This is a genomic window from Streptomyces sp. NPDC087906, assembly GCF_055584925.1.
In genome coordinates this window covers 139,153-162,439 of sequence record NZ_JBVJLC010000015.1, presented here as the reverse complement: position 1 = coordinate 162,439, position 23,287 = coordinate 139,153, and the positions used below count along the sequence as shown (strand labels likewise).

Genomic DNA, 23,287 nt, shown 5'->3' with positions numbered 1-23,287 from the left:
CGCGGACGGACCGTGGAACCCCGCCACCGGCGTCACCCCAGGGCGGACTTGACGACGTCGGCGAGGCGTCCGGCGACGGACCTGGCCTGCTCGATGTCGGCGGCCTCGACCATGACCCGTACCAGCGGCTCGGTCCCGGAGGGGCGCAGCAACACCCGGCCCGTCTCGCCCAGCTCCCGCTCGGCCTCGGCGACCGCGGTCGCCAGCTCGGCGGAGGTGTCGACGCGGGCCTTGTCCACGTCCGGCACGTTGACCAGCACCTGCGGCAGCCGCCGCATGACGCCGGCCAGGTCGGTCAGCGTACGTCCGGTGGCGGCGACGCGCGCCGCCAGCATCAGGCCGGTGAGCGTGCCGTCGCCGGTCGTCGCGTGGTCGAGGACGATGACATGGCCCGACTGCTCGCCGCCGAGGGCGTAGCCGTGCTGCTTCATCGACTCCAGTACGTACCGGTCGCCGACCGCCGTCTGGACCAGCTCGATGCCCTCGCGCTCCATGGCGATCTTGAAGCCGAGGTTCGACATGACCGTGCCGACCACGGCGTTCCCGCGCAGCGTGCCGGCCTCGCGCATGGCGAGCGCCAGCACGGCGAGGATCTGGTCGCCGTCGACCTCTTCGCCCGCCGCGTCCACGGCGAGGCAGCGGTCGGCGTCGCCGTCGTGCGCGATGCCGAGGTCGGCGCCGTGTTCGACGACGGCGGCCTTGAGCTGGTCCAGGTGCGTGGAGCCGCACCCGTCGTTGATGTTGAGCCCGTCCGGCTCGGCGCCGATGGTGATGACCTCGGCCCCGGCCCGCGCGAACGCCTCGGGCGAGACCCGGGCCGCCGCGCCGTGCGCCTCGTCCAGGACGACGGTGAGCCCGTCGAGCCGGTTCGGCAGCACGCCGATGAGGTGGGCGACGTACCGGTCGAAGCCCTCGTCGTACGTGCGGACCCGGCCGACGCCGGCGCCGACGGGCCGCTTCCAGGAGGGCCCGGTGTGGTGCACCACGCTCTCCACGGACACGGCGTCCCGGTACGCGGCCTCGATGCGGTCCTCCAGCTCGTCGGCGAGTTTGTGGCCGCCGCGCGCGAAGAACTTGATGCCGTTGTCGGGCATGGCGTTGTGGCTGGCCGAGAGCACGACGCCGAGGTCGGCGCCCAGCACGCCGGTGAGATACGCCACCGCGGGGGTGGGCAGCACACCGACGCGCAGAACGTCCACACCCGCGCTGGCGAGTCCGGCCACCACGGCGGCTTCGAGGAATTCCCCCGAAGCGCGTGGATCACGCCCGACGACGGCGGTGGGCCGGTGCCCCTCGAACGTCCCCACCTCGCCGAGCACATGTGCCGCGGCGACCGAAAGACCGAGCGCGAGCTCCGCCGTCAGATCGGCGTTGGCGACACCGCGCACGCCGTCCGTGCCGAAGAGTCGTCCCACAGCTCTCCCTCCGAAAAGGCTCATAAAACACAAGCTCATGGGCCCTGGTGCCCGAGCGTTTAATGTTGTTTATACGCCCGACCTGGCCCATTCCCATAAACGGAACGCCCCGGCAAGCACAAAGTGCTGCCGGGGCGAACCATTTGCCGTACGGGCCACAGGCCGGTCGGGTTTAGCGCTTGCTGTACTGCGGAGCCTTACGGGCCTTCTTCAGACCGGCCTTCTTCCGCTCGACCGCACGGTCGTCGCGGCTGAGGAATCCGGCCTTCTTCAGCGGGGCGCGGTTGTTGTCCACGTCCGCCTCGTTCAGCGAGCGGGCCACACCGAGGCGCAGCGCGCCGGCCTGGCCGGAGACGCCGCCACCCGAGATGCGGGCGATGACGTCGTAGCGGTTGTCGAGTTCGAGCACCTTGAAGGGCTCGTTGACAGCCTGCTGGTGCACCTTGTTGGGGAAGTACTCCTCAAGGGTGCGACCGTTGATCTTCCACTTGCCGCTGCCCGGAACGATCCGGACACGGGCGATGGCGTTCTTACGACGGCCCAGGCCGGCAGCCGGCTGGGGGTCGCCGAAGCGGGACGCCAGGGACTCGGAGGTGTACTCGCCCTCGACGGGGGTCTCCGACTCGAAAGTCGTCACCGCGTCGAATGTCTCCTCGGCCTCGGGGGCTTCGGCGGGCGTCTCAACAGTGGTCTCGGCCACGATTATCCTCAGATTTCTTTTGTCTTAGGGGGTGGCCGGAACTACTGCGCGACCTGGGTGATCTCGAACGGGACAGGCTGCTGAGCAGCGTGCGGGTGCTGGTCGCCCGCGTAGATCTTGAGCTTCGAGATCATCTGACGGCCCAGGGTGTTCTTGGGGATCATGCCCTTGATGGCCTTCTCGACGGCCTTCTCGGGGTTCTTGGCGAGAAGCTCGTCATAGCGGACGGACCGCAGACCACCCGGGTAACCGGAGTGGCGGTACGCCATCTTCTGAGTGCGCTTGTTGCCGGAGAGGTGCACCTTGTCGGCGTTGATGATGATGACGAAGTCACCGGTGTCGACGTGGGGTGCATAGATCGGCTTGTGCTTACCCCGGAGGAGGTTAGCGGCGGTGGTCGCCAGACGGCCCAGGACGATGTCCTGCGCGTCGATGATGTGCCACTGACGCGTCACATCGCCGGGCTTGGGGCTGTACGTACGCACGGTCGTAGCCTTCGCTTCTTCAGTGGGTGAGTCCTGACAAGGCCACCCGGACGATCACGACAGCCCTGGCGGTACGACGGGGACGCAACCCGTGCACCTGCCGCTGTCCATCGGCCCGGCGGACCTGCGTAAGGGCCCCTCGCGTGAGAACGACCAAGCCAATACGCATAACGAACCAGAAGAATACCCGGGCGCCCCCACACGGGTCAAAACGCGTCCACGCAGCCCGTCCGGGCGCACCTTCAAGCCCCTCCGGCCCACCCATCAAGCCCGTCCGAGCGCACCCCTCAGCGCGTCCGGGTACACCTTCCAGCCCGTCCCGGCCCACACCCGGCCCGTCGGGGCGCACCCTCCAGCCCGTCCGGCGATTGAGGACCGGGGTCCGGGGCGGAGCCCCGGTTTCGGGAAGGGGCGGGTAGGGGAACGCACGCCGCAGGCGGCTAGCGCGACCGCTCCACCCGCCGCTCGTCCCAGACCGGTTCCGGCGTCTCGCGGACCACGCCGTCCGAGCCGAACACCAGGTACCGGTCGAACGTCCGGGCGAACCAGCGGTCGTGTGTCACCGCCAGTACCGTCCCCTCGTACGCCTCAAGGCCCTCCTGCAGCGCCTCCGCCGACTCCAGGTCCAGGTTGTCCGTCGGCTCGTCCAGGAGCAGGGCCGTCGTGCCGCGCAGTTCCAGCAGCAGGATCTGGAAGCGGGCCTGCTGGCCGCCCGAGAGCTTTTCGAAGGGCTGGTCGCCCTGGCGTTCCAGCTCGTAGCGGCGCAGCACCGACATCGCACCGCCCCGGTCCTTCGCGTGCTCGGTCCACAGGATGTCCACCAGCGTCCGGCCCAGCAGTTCCGGGTGCGCGTGGGTCTGGGCGAAGTGGCCCGCCACCACCCGCGCGCCGAGCTTCCACGCGCCCGTGTGCGCGACGTCGCCGCCCGCCAGCAGGCGCAGGAAGTGGGACTTGCCCGAGCCGTTCGAGCCGAGGACCGCGACCCGCTCGCCGTAGTAGACCTCCAGCGAGAACGGCTTCATCAGGCCGGTCAGCTCAAGGTTCTCGCAGGTCACGGCTCGTACGCCGGTACGGCCGCCGCGCAGCCGCATGGTGATGTCCTGTTCGCGCGGCGGCTCAGGCGGGGCGCCCGCGTCCTCGAAGCGCTTGAAGCGGGTCTGCATCGCGTGGTAGCGCGACGCCATGTCCGGGCTGATCGCCGCCTGCTGCCGCAGCCGGAGCACCAGCGCCTTCAGCCGCGCGTGCTCCTCGTCCCAGCGCCGCTTCAGCTCCTCGAAGCGCGCGAAGCGCTCCTTGCGGGCGTCGTGGTACGTCGCGAAGCCGCCGCCGTGCACCCATACGTCCGAGCCGGCCGCGCTCGGTTCGACGCTGACGATCTTCTCGGCGGCCCTGGCCAGCAGCTCCCGGTCGTGGGAGACGAAGAGGACCGTCTTGCGGGTCTCCTTCAGCCGCTCCTCAAGCCACCGCTTGCCCGGCACGTCCAGATAGTTGTCCGGCTCGTCCAGCAGGAGCACCTCGTCAGGGCCCCGCAGCAGCGCCTCCAGCACGAGCCGCTTCTGCTCGCCGCCGCTCAGCGTGGACAGCAGCCGCCACTGCGCCTTGTCGTACGGCATGCCGAGCGCGGCGCTCGTGCACATGTCCCAGAGCGTCTCGGCCTCGTACCCCCGCACCTCGGCCCAGTCGCTCAGCGCCTGCGCGTACCGCATCTGCGCGGCCTCGTCGTCGACGGTCATGATGGCGTGCTCGGCCTTGTCCACGGCGAGCGCCGCGTCCCTGATGCGCGGCTGGGCGACGGACACGAGCAGGTCGCGGACGGTGCGTTCGTCCCGTACCGAACCGACGAACTGCGACATCACCCCGAGCCCGCCGCTGACGGTGACCGTCCCGCCGTGCGGCTGGAGATCCCCCGCGATCAGCCGCAGGAGGGTGGTCTTGCCCGCCCCGTTCGCTCCGACCAGCGCGACGACGGCGCCTTCCCCCACCCGGAACGACGCGTCCCCGAGCAGCACCCGCCCGTCGGGCAGGTAGTACTCCAGGTGTGCCGCTTCTAGATGTCCCATGCTCCGCATTGTGAAGGGAGTCGGCCCCAGGACCCAACCCAATTCCGGTCGGGGGCGGGACCGACCGGCCGGAGACAGGGCGCTCGGCGTCCTGTCTCCGGCCGATCGGTCATATCCGTCCCGGAGGCCCGGAGGTCAGCGGGGTCAGCGGGTCCGGGGCAGCCGGGTCAGGCCAGGCGCCACGCGTGGTCGTCGCCCGGCGAGCACTTCGACACGCCGAGCCGGGCGTTCTGGCCGCCGGTGCCGTGCTCGCCCCAGACGTCCAGGCACATGTTGCCCGCGCGGTAGCTGCGGATCCACCACTCGCCGCCGCCCCGGCCCTCCAGCCACCACAACTGGTTGTCCGTGAGGTTGCCGTCGCACCCGAACTCCTGGACCGCGGTCCTGCCCGGCACGGCGCCCTTCCCCGGCAGGTCCATGCAGAGGCCGTCCTTGGTGTTGCGGATCACGTACAGATCGCGGCCGCCGGGCGCCTTGCCCTGCTGCTTCTTCACGAAGTCCCACGTCTGGTTGTCCGCGCTTCTGGCCTTGACGCACTTGTACTGCACGATCCGCGCCTCGGGCTTCCCCTTCCCCATGCCCGCGAGATCGGCGCACATCCCCGTCATGACATTGAAGAGCAACCTGCTGTCGAAGGTCTGGGCGCCCGTGCCGGATACGGCGATCTTGGGCTTCACCGACGTGGTCTTGGTCTTCGCTTCGTCGGACTTCTTCTTGGCCCCCTCCGTAGCGGAATCGTCCTTGCCGACTTCGGACGTGGTGTCCGGGGCGGAGTTCTTCCCGTTCTCGCCCTTGCTCTTGGTCTTGCTCGTGTCGTCCTTTCCGGCCGTGGACGAAGGCGAGGGCGAGGGCGACTTGCCCTCGTACGAGCCGGGCGCCATGTCCCCGTCGCCCTTCGGGACGGTCATCCCCGCGGCGGCCTCGGTCGTCTTCGGCTTGTCGTCGTCCTTGCCGGTGGCGAGGACCAGGAGCGGTACGGCTATCAGGAGCGCGCCCGCGATGGCCGCGCCGGCGCGCAGCGACTTGGTGGGCCGGCCCGAGGGGGGTTCCTCGCCGCCGTCCGTACCGCTGGACGGCTCGGGCGGATTGCCGTCCGCCGCGGTCGCCGTGGCACCGGCGGCGCCCGCACCGCGACCGCCGTGCGCGGAAGCGGTGGGGGCCGGGTTCGCCGGGGTCTCCGACGTCGCGGACGTCGCGGACGTCGCGAAGGTCGTCGTCCCGGGCTCGGTCTCCGGGTCCGTCTCCGGGTCTGCCGCCGGGGCCCCCTCGGGCTCGGTCGGGGCGGCCGAGGCAGCCGGCCCGAAGGAGGCGGTCGGTCCGAAGGAGGTCGGGGGCGTGGGGGCCGGTCCGTCCGGGGCGTCGCCGTTCGCCGGCAGCACGTCCGGGTCGGGCGGGCCTGCGGAGCCGGACAGCGGTACGGCGCGGCGCACCTCTGGGCCCTGGCCCGTCGGTTCCTTGCTGGGCATGTGTTCTCCGTTTCGGATCTCGGTCGATCTGGTCATCGGGCGCCGGGCACCGCACCGGCCGTGTCCCCGCCGCGTCCCAGCGGCCCGCTGCACAACTCCGGCCAGCGGAACCGCCCCGGGGCGAGAGGGTGCCGGCGCAGGGCCTGGTCGAGGCGGTCGAGCGCCGCACGGTCGTGGTCGTCGAGTGCGGTGCTCTGCGGCACGGTTTCGGTGGTCGCGGTGGCGGGGGAGGCGGGTACCTCGCGCAGCAGCACCAGGGGTGCGCCGTCGCTCTCGCGTACGTCGAGCACCCGCAGCAGCGAGCCCGGCGCGAACATGATCTCGTCCCGGCCTGACGAGGCCCCCGGGCTGCTCGCCAGCTCGCGGACCCGGCGTCCGGTCGCGGACCAGATCGCGTACTGCGCTCCGCCCGGCCGTGGTGCGCCGGTCCCGAGCGGCAGCGCGCCCACGGAGACCGCGTCGCGCAGCAGGTTTCCCGGCACGAGTCCCGCGTCCGCCGCGTCGGTGCCCCGGAAGGCGAGTCCGCGGTACGACGGCAGCCGCCGCAGCGCGGAGGACACGCATGCCGCGTAGGGCAGCAGCCGCGCCTCGCCCGCTCGCAGGCTGCGGCCCAGTTCGCGGTGGCTCAGGGGGCCTTCGGTGGTGTGCAGGTACATGTGAAGGGCGATCAGGTCGTCGCGGGCCTCTTCCTGCTCCCGTCCGCGCAGCGCGGGCATCTTGGTGAGTGCCCGGGTGACCGCGGCCCCGTGCCGCTCCCAGGCGTCCCCCGCGAGCCCGCGGAACGCGACGCGCTCGGCGGGGCTGCTGGCGTATCCGGGCGGGAACGGGACCGGCGGCAGCGGGCCCGCGACGACGAGGGCCAGGGCCGCTGTCGGTGTGCTCGTGGCGGGTTCGGGCGTGGGGCGTTCGGGCGTGGTGGGTTCGGGCGTGGCCGGTTCGGGCTCCCTGGGTGCGAGAACGCTCTCGGTCCGGTCCGGGGGCGCGGCTGCCGTGGGGGCGATGAACGGGGTCGCCGGCGTGAAGGCCCGGGGCACCACGGAGCCTTCCGGCCGTGCGAGTTGCCCCGGCTGTACGGGTTCCAGCGCCCGTGCGGGCTCCACAAGCGGCGCCGCCACCCCGGGCTCAGCGGGCGTCATGGACGCCGGGAGAAGCGCGGGCAGTTCGATGGGGTCCAGGTAGGACGGGACGGACGGGGCCGCGCTGCTGACGCGCGGAGGTTCGGGGAGCGGGGTTCCTGTCAACTCCCGGATGATCAGGGCCGGTTCCGGGACCGGGGAGCCCTCGGTCGGCTGCCGCCGACGGGGGGCGGGAGGCTCAGGCGGGGGCGGTGCCGTCCGGGGCGCCGGGGGCGGCGTCGGCACGGTCGGCTGCGATTCCTTGTCCCTGCCCTGATCCTTGTCCTTGTCGGACGACAGCGGGACCGGAATATCGGGCACGGCGCCCTGCGGTGCGAAGCGGACGGCGCGCAGACCGTTCTCCGCGGCGATGCGGCGCAGCTCGCGTCCGCCGTCGGTGCTCGTTCCGTAAACGAACAGCCGGGCCCTGCCCCGGACATCGGGGCCCAGGCCGCCGAGGAGTTCGGCGAGTGCGGGGAACAGCGAGGCGTCGAGGGGCTGCCCCGGCCGGCCCACCTCGATCGCCGGGCCCTCCGGGTCCACCGGCCTGGCGGTGGCGGTGGGCCGCCCGTCCGAGCGGTCGGTGAGCCACAGTCCTGCCCGCGTCAGCTCGGCCCGCCAGCCGGCGGAGAGCGGGACGGCGCCGCGTTCCGGCGGTTCTCCGGCAGCCAGGCTCCAGGGCAGCGGCTCCGGGGCACGCACCGGTCCGCCCGCTTCAGCCGGTACGCACCTCACCGCGCCCAGGTACGCCTCCCAGCGGGGCGCGCCGTCGGCGCCGACGAGTACCGCGCGTACCTCGCCCGGCCGGTCCGCCGTGCCCTGGGACAGCAGCGGCATGCCCGTGTACACCACGACCCCGGCCCCCAGCGTGTCCGAGACCGACTGGCCGATCCGCAGGATGTCGCGGGAGCTGCCGGGAGCGAGCATGACCTGTTCCTGGACGGATTCCGGCAGGGCGCGGAGCACGTCCGCGATGTCGCCTGCCCCGACCTCCCCGCCCTCCCGGCCGCCCACCAGGACGGTGGGGCCCCGGGGGTCGGCGGGTACGGCGTAGCAGAGGTCCCCGTGGCGGGGCGGCGCCGACTCCGGTGACCTGGCGAGCAGCCCGGCGGGGATCTGCTCGATCACGCTGCCGCCCGCGACCCGGCCGGGGACCAGGTCGACGGCCGACTGCCAGTCCGGCACCGGCTGCCGTGCGCCGATGCACCGCGGCTCCTCGTCCGGCGCGAACCGCCACCAGCCACCGCGTGCCGTCGCGGTGTCCCCGGCCCCGGGCTCCGGGCGCCGCGGGGGTACGAACAGTCCGCCGCCGGGCACCACGAGGGCGGGACCGTCGGGGGCGATGACCTCCAGCCGCCAGGCGTCGGCGATACGGCGGGCCAGGGCGGGCGCGCCCGCCCGGTCGTCCCCCGCGGCGGCCAGGACGAGCCGTACCGTGCCGGTGCCTTCGCCGCGCACGTCGTCGAGCAGCCCGCCGAGCCGGGGCCACAGGTCGGCGGAGCGCGGCGCCTCGGCCCCGGCGACCACCGTGACGGTGTTCTCTTCGGCGCCGAAACTCCGGGTCAGGTCGCGGACGTCGGAGTCGCTGATCGTGTCGTCGGAGGAGGTACGCAGCAGCCTGATGCCGTCGTACTCCTCAACGAGCAGTCGCCCGGCGTCTCCCGTACCGTCGCCGCCGGCCTCGGCGGAGCGCCCGGCGGCTCCTCGGACGGGTGCCGCGGGCGGGCCGGGCCGGGCGGCCGGTGTCCGGTTGCCTCGGCGGCCGAACAACCAGCGTGCCCGGCCGCTGTCGAAGCGGCTCATGCCTCTTGCCCTGGTTCGGGAGTCGCGGGGCGACTCGGTTTCTGCCACGTACCGTTGTCACCTGATGGAATCGACATGTCCTGATTTCCGTGGTCCTGGCGGTGCGGAGGGTTCACTTGGGCCCGCCGAGTGCGATGCGCGTGCGGCCGGAAAGGTTCACGCCGTCGGCTTCCGGACCGCTGTCAACGCCCCTCCTCCGACCGGGAGTCCCGTGCCGCGTCCGACGCGGACGCGGACGCGGATTCCGACCCGGACGCGGACCCGGATGCGGACTCGGGCTCGGGCTCGGACGCGGACTCGGGGATCGAGGTGCTCGTCGTCTGCGGCCAGACGGACGCGGCGGCGGACGCGGGCTGCTCGCCTTCACCCTCGGGCGCCTGCGCGGCCGCGTTCATGATGTCCGCGAGGCCGTCGGTGGTCATCACCATGCTGACCGGACCCGAGCTGTTGATGCACATGCTGTGCCCCTCGGGAATCCGGTCAAGGAACTCCGGCACCCGCGTCGTCTCGAAGGCCAGCCGGCCGGCGAGGTGCAGGTACTTCGGGGAGCTGTAGACGAGGACCACGGGGGTCCCGTCGGGCGCCGCGGCGCGCACCGGGTCGCCGTCGGCCGTGACCAGTACGGCGATCTCCGCCGTGGCCAGCGCCTTGGTGACGTCGTCAGCGGGGCCGTAACCGGTGGTGGCCAGTTGGATGGCGGCGTCCACCTCGTCGGCGGGCTCCGGCCAGCCCATCGCGGAGGGAGAGGGCCGGTAGTCCTCGTTGTCCTGCCACTCGACGATCTCGCCGTCGGCGTCGGAGCGCCACTGCCCCACCACGGCCCACTCCGGCGGCGGGCCCTCGTCGGACCAGGTCGGGTCGATCAGGTACAGCCAGTGGTCGGGCGCGAGCCTGGCCGCGTCGACGAACTCCTCGGGCGGGGCGGGGTCCACGGTCGCGGTGGCGGTGGCGGTGGCGCCGCCCGCTCCCGGCTCCGCGGGGTCGGTGGCGACGGGGGCCCCGCCGTTGGTCTCACTCATATTTTCCTCACTCGCCGATCTTTCGGGGTCGTGCTGTTCGAACGTCCGTTCATGTCTGCTCACGTCTGCTCACGTCTGTTCACGGGGTGTCGGCGGGGTGTCGGCGGCGTCCTCCCCGAAGCGCGGGTTGTCGAGGTAGTCCCCGACGGGCACGCCGTTCTCCAGGCGCTGCGCGCCGCGGATGTAGCGGGGGGCGATGCCGCCGGGGAACAGCACCTCCCCGCGCTGGGGGAAGGGGGAAGCGAGCCCCAGCGTGGCGTTCACGTCCACTCCGCCGGGGACCAGGACGTCGAAGCCCCAGTCGCTGCCGCCGGGCGGCCGGACGGAGAGGTTCGCCGTCGCGCTGACCCATGCCGAGGTGGAGCGGTCGTCGCCGTACACGTGGTCGATCGGGTGGATCCATTCGTCTCCGTCCGGCCGCAGTCCCTCGTCGAAGACCTGCTCCGCCGGCCGGGAACTGAAGGCGTGCAAGGGGCCGGTGGTCGCGCGCCAGCGGATGGCCGCCAGCAGGTCGTCCGGCAGGGGCGGGAGAGGCGGGAGAGGCGACGCCGCGACGGTGGCCGGGTCGACCGGCGGCGTCGCGCCGACGGGCCCCGTGGCGGGCCAGGCGGCGGGCACCGGCAGGACGCCCGGGTCGTCCGGGTCGCCGTCGGCGTCGTGCGCCAGCAGAACCGTCCGCAGCCGGGAGGAGGCGACCAGGCCGCGGCCCGGCATGTACCAGTTCCAGGCGGGTCCTTCGCCGTACTGCCGCCCCTGGTCGTCCGTCACCCGGCCGGCCGACGGCCCGTCCGGGGTGTACGCGCCGCGCAGCCCGAGGCCGGGCAGCTCGGCCACGAACACGTGCTGCCGCGGCTCGTGCCCGCCCTGGCCCCATACCGTGCTCCGCTCGGTGGAGGTGACGACCGGGGAAGGGAACGACTCCTGGGTGGCGGCGAAGGTCTCGTCGAACCGGCCGTCGGCGGAGTACGGCACGTCAGGCGGGATCCGGGGCGCGGGCCCGCCGGCCGGGACGGCGGGCCGGGTGCGGTGCCAGTCACCGGCCGACCCGGTCGCCGGGTCGGGGAGGGCGGTGAGCCAACTCGGCTCGGCCGGGGCGCCTTCGGAGAGCGCGGCCGTACCGCCGTAGCTGATCGCCGTCCGGTTCTCCCGCTCGCTGTACGCCTGCTGCGCCGCCCGCCGGGATGCCGTGCCCGGCCCTGCGGGCAGCAGCGCGAGCCACCGGTCCCGGCCGGCCCGGCGCAGCTCGGGGTCGGCGGAGAGCAGGGCGAACAGCTCGGCGTCGGAGACCGGCACGCTGCCGCCCGGCAGCCGGAGCACGTGGCCGCCTGTGCCGGGGTCCGTGTCGGTGTGCGCGAAGTACGGCAGCGGCCCGCCGTGCGCGGCCCACGGGGCGAACTCCAGCCGGGCGGTGTTCCCTTCGGGGCCCGGCCGGACGGTGTACATCCGCAGCGGCTCAAGTCCGCCGGGCATGGGCGTACTGCCGTAGTTGCGGCCCTGGTTGCGGCCTTCGGGGTCCAGAAGCCGGGTCGCGTCCGAGAACGCGCCGAGCGTGCGCAGGTGCACGAGCCCGAGCACCGTCGGGTCGGCCGGATCCTGCCGTGCGGCGGCGGCCTGTTCCTGGACTTCCCTCAGCTCGATGTACGTCGCCGCGTCCCACGCGGCGTCGGGGGCGAGGTGCAGTGCCGCGCGGCCCAGCGCCTCCGACGCGCGCACTTCCTCCTGCGTGGGCGGGGCGAAGGGCAGGTGGACCGGGCCTTCCGGGGTGCGCAGGACCAGTACGACGGGTCGGCCCGACCGGCCGGCGGCGCGGGCCGCTGCGCCCATCGCCGAGGCGAGGTCGGCGGGGAGCGCGGCGCCTGCGGCCCGCCGGGCGGCGGGGAGCGCGCCACCGGCCGTGAGCGCCTGCCGGGCGCCGAGCAGCGCCCGGCGCGCCGCCGTCGGGACGTCGCCGGGGTCCAGCCACACCTGCGGCGACGCGTCCGCGTCGGCGAAGGCGGCGGCGAGCCGGTCGCCGAAGTCCTCGGGGCTCAGCGCGCGCCAGTCACCGCGCGCCGCGTCGGGCGCCCCGTGCGCGGCGAGGGCGGCGAGGGCGGCGGGGATGTCGTAGACCCCGGGGGACGGCCTGGCCGGGGCGAGACCGAGGCCGAGTACGTCCTCCAGGGTGGCCCGCACCACCGCGTTTCCGGTCACCCAGCGGGTGCCGTCGGGGCCGCTGACCTCCAGGACCGTGTGGACGGTCAGCGTGAAGCCGAGCACGCCGCTGTCGTCCGGCTCCTCGTCCGCGTCCTGCGAGAGGCCCGTACCGTACTTGATCACCTCGCGGCGGAAGCTGGTGACGCCGCTGCTCTGCCCGGTCGAGATGTTCTCGCCGGCGACCGGGAGCGCGCCGCTGAGGGTGTCGGCGTCACCCGTCGTCATGCCGCCGCTCAGCGGCACGTTCACGGAGGGTGTGTAGCTCTGCCCACCCGCGGTCGAAGCGCTCCGGATGTCGGTGCGCAGCTCCATCAGGGTGCTCGTGCGGCTGGACGTCTCGGTCTGCGGCCGGTAGAGCGTCAGTCGGACGGCCGAGGAGCTGCCGGACGCCTGCTGCCCGGTGTAGCGGCTCGCCTGCGCCGGGGTCAGCGCGACCCTGCCCGCGCGTACGAGGTCGCCGATGCGCAGCAGCATGGCCTCCTGGGACTCCGACGTCTTCGGCAGCGCCTTGTCGCGCAGGGCGGGATCCACGGCGCGCAGCGCGTCGGCGAGTTCCGTGGTGGCGTCGAAGTCGCCGACGACCAGCGTCTGCCGGGGCGTCCAGCGGGCGCTGTCGCGCAGCGGATTCGGCACCGTGTCCTGGGCCTGGTCCATGGCCGGCTCCTGGAGCGGGAGGTCCGCGATGTCGCGGGGGTCGCTCGCGTGGACGGCCGGGACCAGCAGATCCGGCGCGGTGTGCCACACCGCCGAGCCGTCGTCCTGCTGCTGCGGTGTCTCGCCCGCGGAGAAGCGCAGTTCGACGGTCACGGGCGTGCTGGAGACGGGGGTGCCGGGCGCGGGCTGCCGGTCGGACACCGCGGGCTCGCTGTCCGGATCTTCGACGGTCCGGCCGCCGGGGGCGGTCAGGCCGCCGGGAGCGGTCAGGCCGCCGGGAGCGGTGAGCCGGCGCAGGGGGATCATCTCGCCGGTCGTGCCGCCGGTCAGGCCGCTGATCAGCCGGGTCAGGCCGGTGGCCGCGCTCAGCGACAGCGCACCCGTCCTCAGCAGCCCGGCCAGGTGCCCGAGCGAGACGACGCGGTTGATCAGGAAGCCGGGGAGCGCGTCGTCGAGCCGCGTCGAGGAGACCGCCACCCGGTACTCGTACTCCACCGTGAACTGCGCCGACGGCGCGTAGGTGCGGATCCACTGCTGGCGGTTGCGGTTGAGGGTGAGGGAAGCGGACCTGGAGCTGCTTACGGAGAGCGACGCCGCGAGTCCGGCGCCGCCGGTGTTGTCCGTGCCGGGTGCGACCGTGTAGCCGGCCGCCCCGGAGAGGCCGAGCGTGAAGGTGCCCGACCGGGTGAGCGTGCGCGTCACCGAACTGGGCGACGAGGAGTAGATGTTCTCCGTGCCCGACTTCGGGCGCAGCGCCCCGCGTACGTCGCCCAGTTCGCGAGCGGGCGCCGGGCGGGCGTTGAGGGCCACTTCCACCAGGTGGAGGCTGCCCGTCCGGCCCTTGCGGACGAAGTGGATCCGCTGCCATTTCTCGGCGCCGGCCGACGCCAGCGTCCGCAGGCCGATGACCGAACCGACTCCACCGACCAGGGAGTCGAGCCCGGGGACCTGGGTGCCGCTGCCCGGGGTGAGCGAGCCCGGGGCCGCGCGCAGGATCTCGGTGCGGATCGCGTCGACGAATCCGTCGAGGGGGCCGTCCGGGACGGCGTCCGCGACGGTCGCAGGGCCCAGGGCCCTGCCCCGCGACCGTACGTAGGACAGCGGGAGGAGCCGGTCCAGCGTCGGCGCCGACGGGGTGAGGCCGGCCAGCGCCGCCAGCCGCGGGTCCTGTCGGACGTCGGTCTCGGCGACGAGGAAGACCAGACCGCCCGGCACCCGCACGGAGATGGCCCGGGTGCCGCGCGGACCGAGTCCTACGGCGTTGGCGGGCGCGTTGCGGTAGCCCTGGGACAGGGCGAAGACATAGGTGATGTCGGCGCGGAACGCGTGGATCGGTTCCCTGGACTCGACGTTCATCCGTGCGTTGAACACCGCGTCGGTGTCCGTCTCGCTCGACGCCACCGACACGCCCCGGCCCCCGCCGGCGGACACCGCGCCCGAGGTGTCCCCGTCCGTGCGGGTCCCTGAGCCGCTGAAGGTGATCTGCGCGGTGCGCTTGGAGCCGGTCCCCCGCCAGGACGAGTCGGTGGCGGTGACGTCGCTCTCGATCCAGTACTCGGTGCCCTGGAAGTCCTCCGGGCGGAAGCCGGTGCCCTCGTGGACCGCGTTGTCCAGGTAGCCGCGCACCTCCCCCTGGGTGTCGGTGCCCAGCAGGGTGCCGGCCGCACCGGCGTCGAAGACGTAGACGCCGCGCAGCATCTGCGAGGCGCGGGCGTGCACCACGGTGCTGGACAGGGCGCTCCGGGCGACCTGCTGGGCCGGGCTCTCGGGGTGCGTCAGGGACTCGCCGAGCGTGATGTCCTTCAGCCACTGCGCGGGCTCGGTGACGAGCGACGGCAGCATCTTGCCCGCCTGGGCGCCGCTCTCGGCGAACCAGTTCAGGACGGTGGCGAGCGCACCGGGCTCCGGTTGTCCTTCGGGGTGGCCGCCCGTGAGCAGGTGCTGGAACGCCCTGATCAACTCGGCGCTGCCGACCGCCAGGTTGATGTGTGCGTAGGGCGGCAGCAGCAGTGCTTCGTGCGGGCGGTCGCCGTCCTCGTCCGGCGCCAGTCGCGCGAGCCGGTAGTCGTCGTCGGTGGCGGGCCTGCTCGTGGGCGCGGGAAGCGGGTCGGGGCGTGCGCCGAGGGTGCGGGCGAGCGGGACGGTGAGGGAGACGGTCCCGTCCTGCGGGTCGAACGCCGCCACCGGCTCGGTGCCCTGTCCCGAGAAGACCTCCATGGTGAAGGTGGCAGGTATGTCGTAGACGCCCAGGTCGACCTGGCTGTACACGAGCATGTCCAGCCCGTACCCGGCGGCGGAACCGGCCGTGTCCGCGCGCTGCGCGGCGACCGACGCGCTGGAGGGGATGCCGCCGGCCAGCGTCGTGTTCCCCGGGACCGGGCCGTGGGCCTCGCCCGACAGCTCGGCGGACACCGTGTGCGACGTGGTGAACGACTCGCTGCCCGCCACCGACAGCCCGTTGGAGTTCAGCGAGGACCAGTTCGGCAGGTTCTTGCGGTGCCGGGGGTACGTGCCGGCCTGCGGCGCGACCGAGAGCAGCACACCGGCCCGCCAGACGTCGTGCTCGAAGGGCAGGTCGAAGTGGAGCGGGCGGCCACCGTCCATCATCTGCCGCAGCCCGATGCGCAGCCCCACCTGGGTGCGGGCGAGAGAGAGCTTGCGGGCGTTGGCCAGCCAGGCGTTGACGATCTTCCTGCGGCTCTTGTGGTCCAGCCAGGAGAGCGACTGGCGGTCGGCCGGGGGCAGGAAGCCGTGGCCGCGCAGCCAGGTTTCAAGCTGCTCGAACAGCGGCTCCGTACCCGCGACCTTGAGCGGGGTGGCGGACACGCCGAGCGAGCGCAGCTCCACCAGCTCCGGCGGCAGATGCCGCTCCTGGCCCGGCCGGACGGGGACTCCCTCGGTCTCGGCCTTGCTGGGCACCCGCAGGATGTGGTCGGCCGAGGCGGTGAAGGAGAACGGTTCGCTGCGGCCCCCCTCGGCGAGGACCAGGACGGCCTCGAACTCCAGGTCCGCGTCGACCAGGAGCTGCGGGTTCTCGGTGGTGAGGCTGAACCAGTCGTACGCCGTGCCGCCCGAGTTGAGGACGCGGTCGCGCTGGTACTGGTAGGAGCCGGCGAAGACCGGGCCGCCGCCGATGCCCGAGCCGTCGGGCTCCACGAAGGCGGGGGCGACGGAGAAGCCCGGCTTCAGCGCGTTGGACACCTTGTACGAGCCCTTGGGGCCGACGGTGTGCAGCAGGCTGTTCTCCAGCACCACGTTCCTCGACCTGGCCAGCACATCGGGACTCAGCCAGGTCAGCCGCGCGCGGACCTCCAGGAACCCCAGCGGATCCCCGGCCCGGTCCAGCAGCACCGGTGACGGGTAGGCGCCGGCCAGCATCAACGGCAGCCCGGCGCGCTGGTTGTTCTCGGAGAGGAATTCGCCCAGCTCCGCCGCGGACTCCTTCGACATCCGGCGCAGATGGGGGCGCAGCTCGTCGGCCGCCACGATCGCGTCGTGGAGCGCGGCCGGGTCGCGCACGGTGTCCACGCGCAGGAGCGGCAGCTCCTCGGTCAGCGTCAGCGGATCGGGCGGCAGATCGTCCGGCGACGCGAACAGGGGGCCGAACGGACTGGGCTCCGGGGTCTCGGCCAGATAGCCGGGGAACCACGCGTCGAGCCGGCCGGGGGCGAGCGCGGCGTCGCCCCAGCCGCCGTCCGCGGTGGCCGGGTCGACGCCCTGAGCCGGGTCGGACGCGGGCGCGGGGGCCGGCGCCGGGATCGTCCCGTCGACCGGCTCGGCCTTGACCTGCCACTCCATCGCGTAGTCGTGGACGTGCGAGGGATCCATGCCCATGACCAGCCCGGACATCGCCATGAAGTCCTCCTCGACCGTGATCGAGTAGGCCTCCTGATTGTGCGTGAGCGTCAGCTTGGGGGTGAAGCCCAGCGACGACAGCGCGGGGTTCCCCGCACCGTCCGTCGCCCATCTGCGGCCATAGGCGAGCGGAATGCTCCGCACGGTGCCCTGCCCCGCGGTGTCGGCGGACGTGATGGTGGTCTTGTTCCGCTCCTCGATATGGACCGTGCGCCCGTCGGGCCCCTCTGGCGTCATCGTCGGTGCGGGCCGGGCGCCCGAGAGTTTCAGCCGTGCCGAGATCCGGTACTCGCGGCCCCGGTACGCCACGGTGCGGACCATGCCCGTGGCGCTCAGCGCGTACGGCAGAGCCTCCAGCAGCGCGGTCCCCTCGTACGCGTCGCTGACCTGCGTGCCCAGCGCCGTCAGCGCACCGGTGCCGGCGTCCTGCGCCTCCACGTCCCGGGCCGGCGGACCCTGGACCGCCTGGTCGTGAACCGCCCTGTCGTGTACGGCCCGGCCCAGGGTGGCATGCAGCCACTCCAGCGTCTCGGCCGGGAACGGCATGACGTGCACCGACCCCTGGAGCCCGCGACGGTCGCGGCCGAAGCCGGCGACGAACGGGGAGAGCCCGCCGCGCCCGGCGTCGACCGCGGTCCCGCGGCCCGCGTCGGAATCGGGGTCGGAATCGGAGTCAGAGCTGGAATCCGGTTCGGGGTCAGGGTCCTGGGCCTCCCTGGCCGTGCCGGCGCCGTCGGAGGCGTCCGTGTCGGGGGCGTCCGCGTCGGAGGCGTCCGCGTCGAAGGCGTCCGCGTCGAAGGCGTCCGCAGCGGAGACCGGCCCCAGGGCGGCGCGCGCGACCGGGCGTTCGGTGCTGTCGTCGGTCCCGGACGGATCTGCGGGCTCCCCGACGGGAACGCCGGTCTTGCTCCCGTCCACGACGGGGGCGGCGGATCGGTGGAACGCGAGGCTGCCCGGCTGCGGCAGCTCGCCGGGGGTCTGGGGGTCGACCGGCTGCGACAGCCGCCAGACATCGCCCTGCGGGGCGGCCCCGGTGTCGGCGTGCAGCGTGACCACCGGGTCGCCCGCGTCGCCCTTCTCCGACACGCTCACCCGGAAATCGGTCCACCACACGGAGCGCCCGAGCCGCTGGGCACCCTGCTGGGCCAGGTCGGGCGCCAGCAGGCCCAGGTTCGACGTCGCGAGGATCACCGAGGTGCTCAGCCGGCTCGCGCGCAGCCAGGGGTCGTTGGCCAGCAGTTCCAGCAGCTCGCCGACGCGGGCCCGTTCCACGTCGCCGTCCACGGTCACGAAGACGAAGTCCGGGTCGGCCGGGTCGAGTTCGACGCGGACCAGGTAGGGGGTGGGCAGGGCGTCGCCGTTCGTGCGCTTGAGCCAGGGGGCCGCCTTCAGCCCGTCGGGGGTGTGGACCTGCGCGAGATCCACCGTCGACGGTTTCGGCCCGCTCGTGAAGTCACGCCCGCCGACCCGAGATGTGCTCCGGACCGTGCGCAGAGCCGTCTCCGCCTTCAGGGCGCCCAGGAGCTCCAGATGCCGGGCGCCCATCACGTCCGGGCCCGTCACCTCGCGCCCCTCGGCGAAGACCCTGGTGCAGAGGGCGCGCATGCGGTCGTGCTCGGCGGTGTCGTCCGTGGTCCCGACAGGCAGGTGCAGCAGCCTCGCCGTGAGCCGGCCCACGTCGACGCCGGGAGCGGCCAGTGCCTCGGCCGTCTTGACCCGCGCCCAGAACATCCGCGACCGCTCGGCGTCTCCCACCTGGTCAGGGCCTGACAGCGTGAGGACGTGAGCGGCAGTGGCGGCCAAGTCCTCCTGCCCCGCCCACATCACCGCCTCGTCCACGGCGGGGAGCGACACGAAGTCCGCCAGCCGCGTACCGGGCGCCGCCGCCCGTGCCGCGGCCAGTACCGCCCTGAGGTCGGTCGGGACCTGGCCCGTCCCGCCGTCCGGGTGCGCCGCCGGCACGCGCAGCAGCAGATCCATCGTGAACGGGCCCAGATCGCCGAACCGGCCGTCGGCCAGCCACATGTCCTCCAGCGCGGTGATACCGCGCATCAGGTCCTCGTGGTCCGGTTCGAACTCCGCCTGGTACCCGAACACCAGCCGCAGCGCCCGCACCGCGCGCAGGGTTCCGTACCGCACCGCCTCCGGTGCGGCGTCGGTGCCCGTGTGCCGGCCGACGACCACCGCCAGGCGGTCCAGCTCCGCCTCCGAGGGCTCCGGACGGTGGATCGACCACCATGCCAACCGGCCCTGAGCGTCGCCGTACAGCACCCGCACGTACGTCCCCGCCCCCAACAGCCACGTGGACTGCTTCAGGTAGGACACCCGGGTGACGAGCCCGGTCGTGTTGGCGGCCACCTGCCCCAGGCTGATGGTGGCGAGGGGGTCGGCGACGAAGGGGCCGGCGAAGGAATCACCTACGGGGAAGGGCGGCACGGCACCGTCCGGCGGGGCCCCGCTGTAGCAGAGCACCGCGTCCAGCCAGCCCCCGAAACCCGCCAGCCGCTTGAGCCACTCGAAGAACGGGCGGGCCGGCACGATTTCGCTCCCGCCGCCCTCCAACGGCACCTTGACCGCACCCGGTTCGGCGTGGGCGTCCAGACGGAGCGGATCCTCGAAGGGCGGCTCGCCCGGCCCCGGCTCCGGCTCCGGCATGTCGTGCTCGGCGGAGAGGGTCCCGGTCGCGGGGTTGTAGTGGGCGTACGTCGTCATCCGGTCGAGGTGGCGGCCGTGGTCCTCCAGAGTGACCTCGGTGTCTTTGTGCAGCCCGAAGCCGATCAGCCTCTTGGCGGACGCGCTGACGATCGCCCGGGTGACGACCCGCAGGTGCCAGTCCTCCGTGTCTTCGGAGTCGGCGCCGGGTGCCGTCCCGGGCGGGCTCGGGATCCAGTCGCCCTGCTGCCTCAGGTGGCGATGGGTCACCTGGACCCGGCTCGTGCCGCCCCGGGCGCCGACGAGCGCCGCCACGCCGCTGTGTGCCCACACCGTCATACCGGTCCTGCCGGCCAGCAGGCGTGGCAGCTTCAGCAGACGGTCACCGGCGAACGGGAACGCCAGCACGATCTCCGTCCCCGGGGGAAGACCCGCGCTCCGCACGTCCGCCGCCACCAGTTCGACGAGCTCCTCGGTCCGCACCTCGTACGACGAGCCGTCGGGCAGCCGCACCGTCACCCTGTCGTGACGCCCCTCGTGCGCCGCCACCACGTAGGGCGGGGTGTGCGTCGGCCAGCGGGCCGGAAGCGAAACAGGGGAGCTGAGACCGCCGCCCCGCAGTGCCCGGCGGACGCGGAAGGTGCCCAGCTCCAGTTTCCTGACCTTCTCCGCTGTCCAGTTCAGCCCGGGGACCCGGCTGCCGCCCACCGTGAAGTGCCGCTCCCTGTCGGTCGCGAGCACGCCCAGTTCCGAGAGGTGGAAGGCGCTCAGCGCCGCCACGCTGCTCGCCCGGTCCGCCGTCCTCGCGCGCCCGACCAGGCTGAACAGCTCGGCGCGCACCGCCTCGGGCACACGCGCCGTCGCCTCCAGGTGCAGCACGCGTCGGGCCAGCGCGGCCAGGTCGAACCTCCCCTCGCGCAGCCTCCCGTCCTGCCGCCGCAGCGCGTCCAGCCCCTCCATGAACTCCAGGCTCGGCGGGAGGGAGACCTCCACACGCGCCTGGACCCGCGTCGGAGACCCGGTGGATCCGAGCCGCACGACCGGTGCCGAGTTCCCCGGACGGGCCTTCACGGCGATCCTGAAGTGCTCGGCCCGCAGCCGCGGCTCGCCCTGCGGGAGATTCTGCCGGAGCCCGTTCAGCTCCTCGCCCAGCCCCCGGGTGAACTCGTCGTACACCTCCTGCGCCCGGCGTTCCCCGAGGGAGGACCTGCCGGGGGCGATGTCGTCGTAGCCGCGGATGGTGACCGGCGGCAGGGAGACCCGCAACTCCCGCGCCCGGAGGCCGAGCGCTGCCACCCGGCTGACCAGGTTCCTGACGGCGGCCCGCTCCGCCATGGGCAGGTGCGCCCGGCGGGGCGGGAAGGACAGGAACGTCACCGGCGCGGGGAGTGTCGCCGCGCCCCCCGTCGACGGCGTGGCAGTCGCTTCACCCACCGGGCGGGTGAGCACCTGGGGCCTGGCCGAGGGGGTGCCCGCGGGGCTGGGCGGCCGGGACAGGCCGACCGGCGAGTCCCCGACGAGCGTGGCCGCCCGGGACGGGGCGCGGGCGGCGCGCGGACCGGGCGCGCCGTCCTCCTCCTCGGCCTCGGAGTCCGAAGCGAAGACGTCCGCCGCGAAGACGTCCGCCGACGAGACGTCCGGCCCCAGGGCGGCGCGGACCCCGGCACGTGCGGGGTCGAGCGGGGCGCGAGACGGGTCGGGCGGGGCTGCCTCGGAGCCCGTGTCGGGGCGCCGCGGCGGCAGGGGGCGCGCGGAGCGTGACACGGGGGGCGGGACCGACAGCGACTGACCCACCGGGGTGCCGGTCCGCGGCCTGGTCAGCGACCAGGAGTTGCTGGTGGCCGCGCGCTTCCCCGCCGGGTCGTCGTGCAGCGTGAGCACCGGCAGTCCGCTGTCGCCCGTCCCCGACAGGTCCACGGGCACGTCCGCCCACCGCACCGACCGGGCGAGCCGGTCGGCGAGCCGCCGCGCCACCCGCTCGACGAGCGGGGTCACCGCCCCCGACAGGCACAGGAGGACATGGACATGCGGACCGTACCTCAGCAACGCGCGGTCGGCGGCGACCAGTTCGGCGAACACGTCGAGCGGGACCCGCTGCTCCACCCCGCCCGCGTACGCCAGGACGATCTCCGGGTCCTGCGGGTCCAGGGCAGCCCGCACCAGGTAGGGGCTCGGGTACGGCCTTCCGCTGGGGAACGTGCCGATCCAGTCCGGGGTCTCCAGTCCCGCCGGGGTGCGGATCTGGGTCAGATCGACCTGGGACAAGCGCGGTTCGGGCCCGAGGTCCCTTCCCGTTCCGTCGGACAGGGCTGCGCCGTCGCTCCCGGAGTTCTGCGCGGGGTCCCGCAGGCTCCGGAGTGTTTCCTGGGTGTTGACCGTGTCGAACAGGGTGCTGTCGTCCAGCGCGCCCTCCCGCTCCAGCCGGTGTGCGGCGACCCTGTCCGGGTTGGCGGCGTCCCGGCCCGCCGCGTACGCGGTGGTGTAGGCGGACCGCAGCTCCTCGCGCAGCGCGTCGTTCGGCTCGACGGCCGGGTCGATGTCGAGCACGCGCGCGAGGAGCGCGTCGGCGTCGAGCGCGCCGAGCGTCTCCTCGGCCTTGACCCGCGCCCAGAACATCCGGGAACGCTCAGGGACACCGGCCTCGTCCACGTCCATGCGCAGAGCGTCGGCCGCCTCCTCCCGCAGGTCCGTGTCCGCGCTCCCGGCCCACGCGACGGCCCGGTCCACCGCGTCGGGGAGCTGGACGAAGTCCCGCAGCGGTGTGCCCGGCGCGGCCCCCCTCGCCTTGGCCAGCACCGCGCGGTAGGCGGCCTGACCGGCGTCCGGGCCGCCCTCCGGGTGTGCTGCCACCACGCGTCGGAACAGGTCCATGGTGAACGGGCCCAGGTCCGCGAACCGGCCGTCGGCCAGCCACATGTCGTCGAGTGCGGCGACCCCCCGCACCAGGTCCTCGTAATCGGCGGTCCGCTCCACGTCCCAGCCGAAGACCAGCCGCAGTGCCCGCACCGCGCGCAGGGTGCGCTGCCGCGCCGCGTCGTCGGGGTCCGCGTACCGGCCGGTCAGGGCGGCCAGCCGGTCCAGCTCGGCTTCGTTCGGCTCGGGCAGGAACATGACCCACCGTCCCCTGCGGCCCGAGGGGTCCGTGAACAGGACCCGGACCCACCGTCCGTTCACCTCCCGGACGTCGTCAGAGGTGGTGGCGCTGCGTACCGGCCGGCCGGACACGTTCGCGACGCGCTGACCGAAGGGGACCGTCGCGAGCGGGTCGGCGACGAACGTCCCGTGGGCCACGTCGGAACCGATCGCGGCCGGCACGGACATGTCCTCGTACTCACCCGTCGCGCAGCCCATCAGGTCGATCCAGCGCCGGGGCCGCTCCGTCACGCTCTTGCGCCGGAACCAGTGCCACAACGCCCGATCGCCGGACAACGACTTCGTGGTGCCGTCGGTCTGCGCCAGTGCCAGTCCGCTCGGACTGCCGTGCGTGTCCTCGGAGGACGCGTCCCGTATCGGGCCGGGAGCCGGCAGCGGGGACTCCGCCGTGTACCGCAGGGTGACGGGGTTGTAGTGCACGTACGTGGTGATCGTGTCGAGTCTGCGGCCCGCCTCCTCGAAGTCCCTGTCGACCAGGTCCTCTTCGGTGTGCGAGCTACGCCCGATCTGACGCCCCGTCAGAGAACTGACAATGGCCTGGGTCCGCACACCGCTGAACTTGGCCAGCGGGTCCGCCTCCCGCGGGTCGGTGCCGAGACCCGGCGGGCTGGGTACCCAGGCGCCCTGCCTCTTCCCGGCCCTGTGCACCGTCGCGACCATGGCGGTGCCGGCCTGTTCCGTCAGCACCCCCTCGGCGGTGTGGGACCACACCGTCAT

At 73.5% G+C, this 23,287-nt stretch carries 8 protein-coding genes (1 of these 8 cut by a window edge); all 8 read right to left on the bottom strand.

The features are described from left to right. Positions 1-32: 32 nt before the first annotated feature. Positions 33-1,415: a phosphoglucosamine mutase gene (gene glmM, locus ACZ63I_RS31810; protein ID WP_469342758.1), complete on the bottom strand. Its 1,383-nt coding sequence runs from the start codon at positions 1,413-1,415 to the stop codon at positions 33-35. A 172-nt stretch (positions 1,416-1,587) separates the two neighbouring features. After that, complete coding sequence (rpsI, locus tag ACZ63I_RS31805) at positions 1,588-2,115, bottom strand: 30S ribosomal protein S9 (protein ID WP_041985647.1); 528 nt, start codon at positions 2,113-2,115, stop codon at positions 1,588-1,590. Between the two features lie 41 nt (positions 2,116-2,156). Beyond that, the gene (rplM, locus tag ACZ63I_RS31800; RefSeq protein ID WP_041985650.1) at positions 2,157-2,600 is read right to left on the bottom strand and encodes a 50S ribosomal protein L13; all 444 of its coding nucleotides are present in this window, start codon (positions 2,598-2,600) and stop codon (positions 2,157-2,159) included. Between the two features lie 440 nt (positions 2,601-3,040). After that, positions 3,041-4,669 (bottom strand): ABC-F family ATP-binding cassette domain-containing protein, encoded by a 1,629-nt coding sequence (locus ACZ63I_RS31795; RefSeq protein ID WP_469342756.1) that lies wholly within the window; start codon positions 4,667-4,669, stop codon positions 3,041-3,043. Positions 4,670-4,827: 158 nt separating this feature from the next. Then, positions 4,828-6,126 carry an RICIN domain-containing protein gene (locus ACZ63I_RS31790; protein ID WP_469342755.1) on the bottom strand — a complete coding sequence of 433 codons (1,299 nt, stop codon included), beginning with the start codon at positions 6,124-6,126 and terminating at the stop codon, positions 4,828-4,830. Between the two features lie 32 nt (positions 6,127-6,158). Next, positions 6,159-9,044 (bottom strand): DNA polymerase III subunit gamma/tau domain-containing protein, encoded by a 2,886-nt coding sequence (locus tag ACZ63I_RS31785; RefSeq protein ID WP_469342753.1) that lies wholly within the window; start codon positions 9,042-9,044, stop codon positions 6,159-6,161. Positions 9,045-9,226: 182 nt separating this feature from the next. Further along, positions 9,227-10,063: a type VII secretion system-associated protein gene (locus ACZ63I_RS31780; protein WP_469342751.1), complete on the bottom strand. Its 837-nt coding sequence runs from the start codon at positions 10,061-10,063 to the stop codon at positions 9,227-9,229. Between the two features lie 69 nt (positions 10,064-10,132). Further along, positions 10,133-23,287 carry the end of a lonely Cys domain-containing protein gene (locus tag ACZ63I_RS31775; RefSeq protein ID WP_469342750.1) on the bottom strand. It continues 33,939 nt past the right edge of the window, so only the last 13,155 of its 47,094 coding nucleotides appear in the window; its start codon lies beyond the right edge, outside the window; the stop codon is at positions 10,133-10,135.

Excerpts from the sequence above, each read along its gene's own strand:
- ACZ63I_RS31785 (WP_469342753.1), bottom strand. The coding sequence starts at position 9,044 with ATGAGCCGCTTCGACAGCGGCCGGGCACGCTGGTTGTTCGGCCGCCGA.
- ACZ63I_RS31795 (WP_469342756.1), bottom strand. The coding sequence starts at position 4,669 with ATGCGGAGCATGGGACATCTAGAAGCGGCACACCTGGAGTACTACCTG.
- ACZ63I_RS31780 (WP_469342751.1), bottom strand. The coding sequence starts at position 10,063 with ATGAGTGAGACCAACGGCGGGGCCCCCGTCGCCACCGACCCCGCGGAG.
- ACZ63I_RS31790 (WP_469342755.1), bottom strand. The coding sequence starts at position 6,126 with ATGCCCAGCAAGGAACCGACGGGCCAGGGCCCAGAGGTGCGCCGCGCC.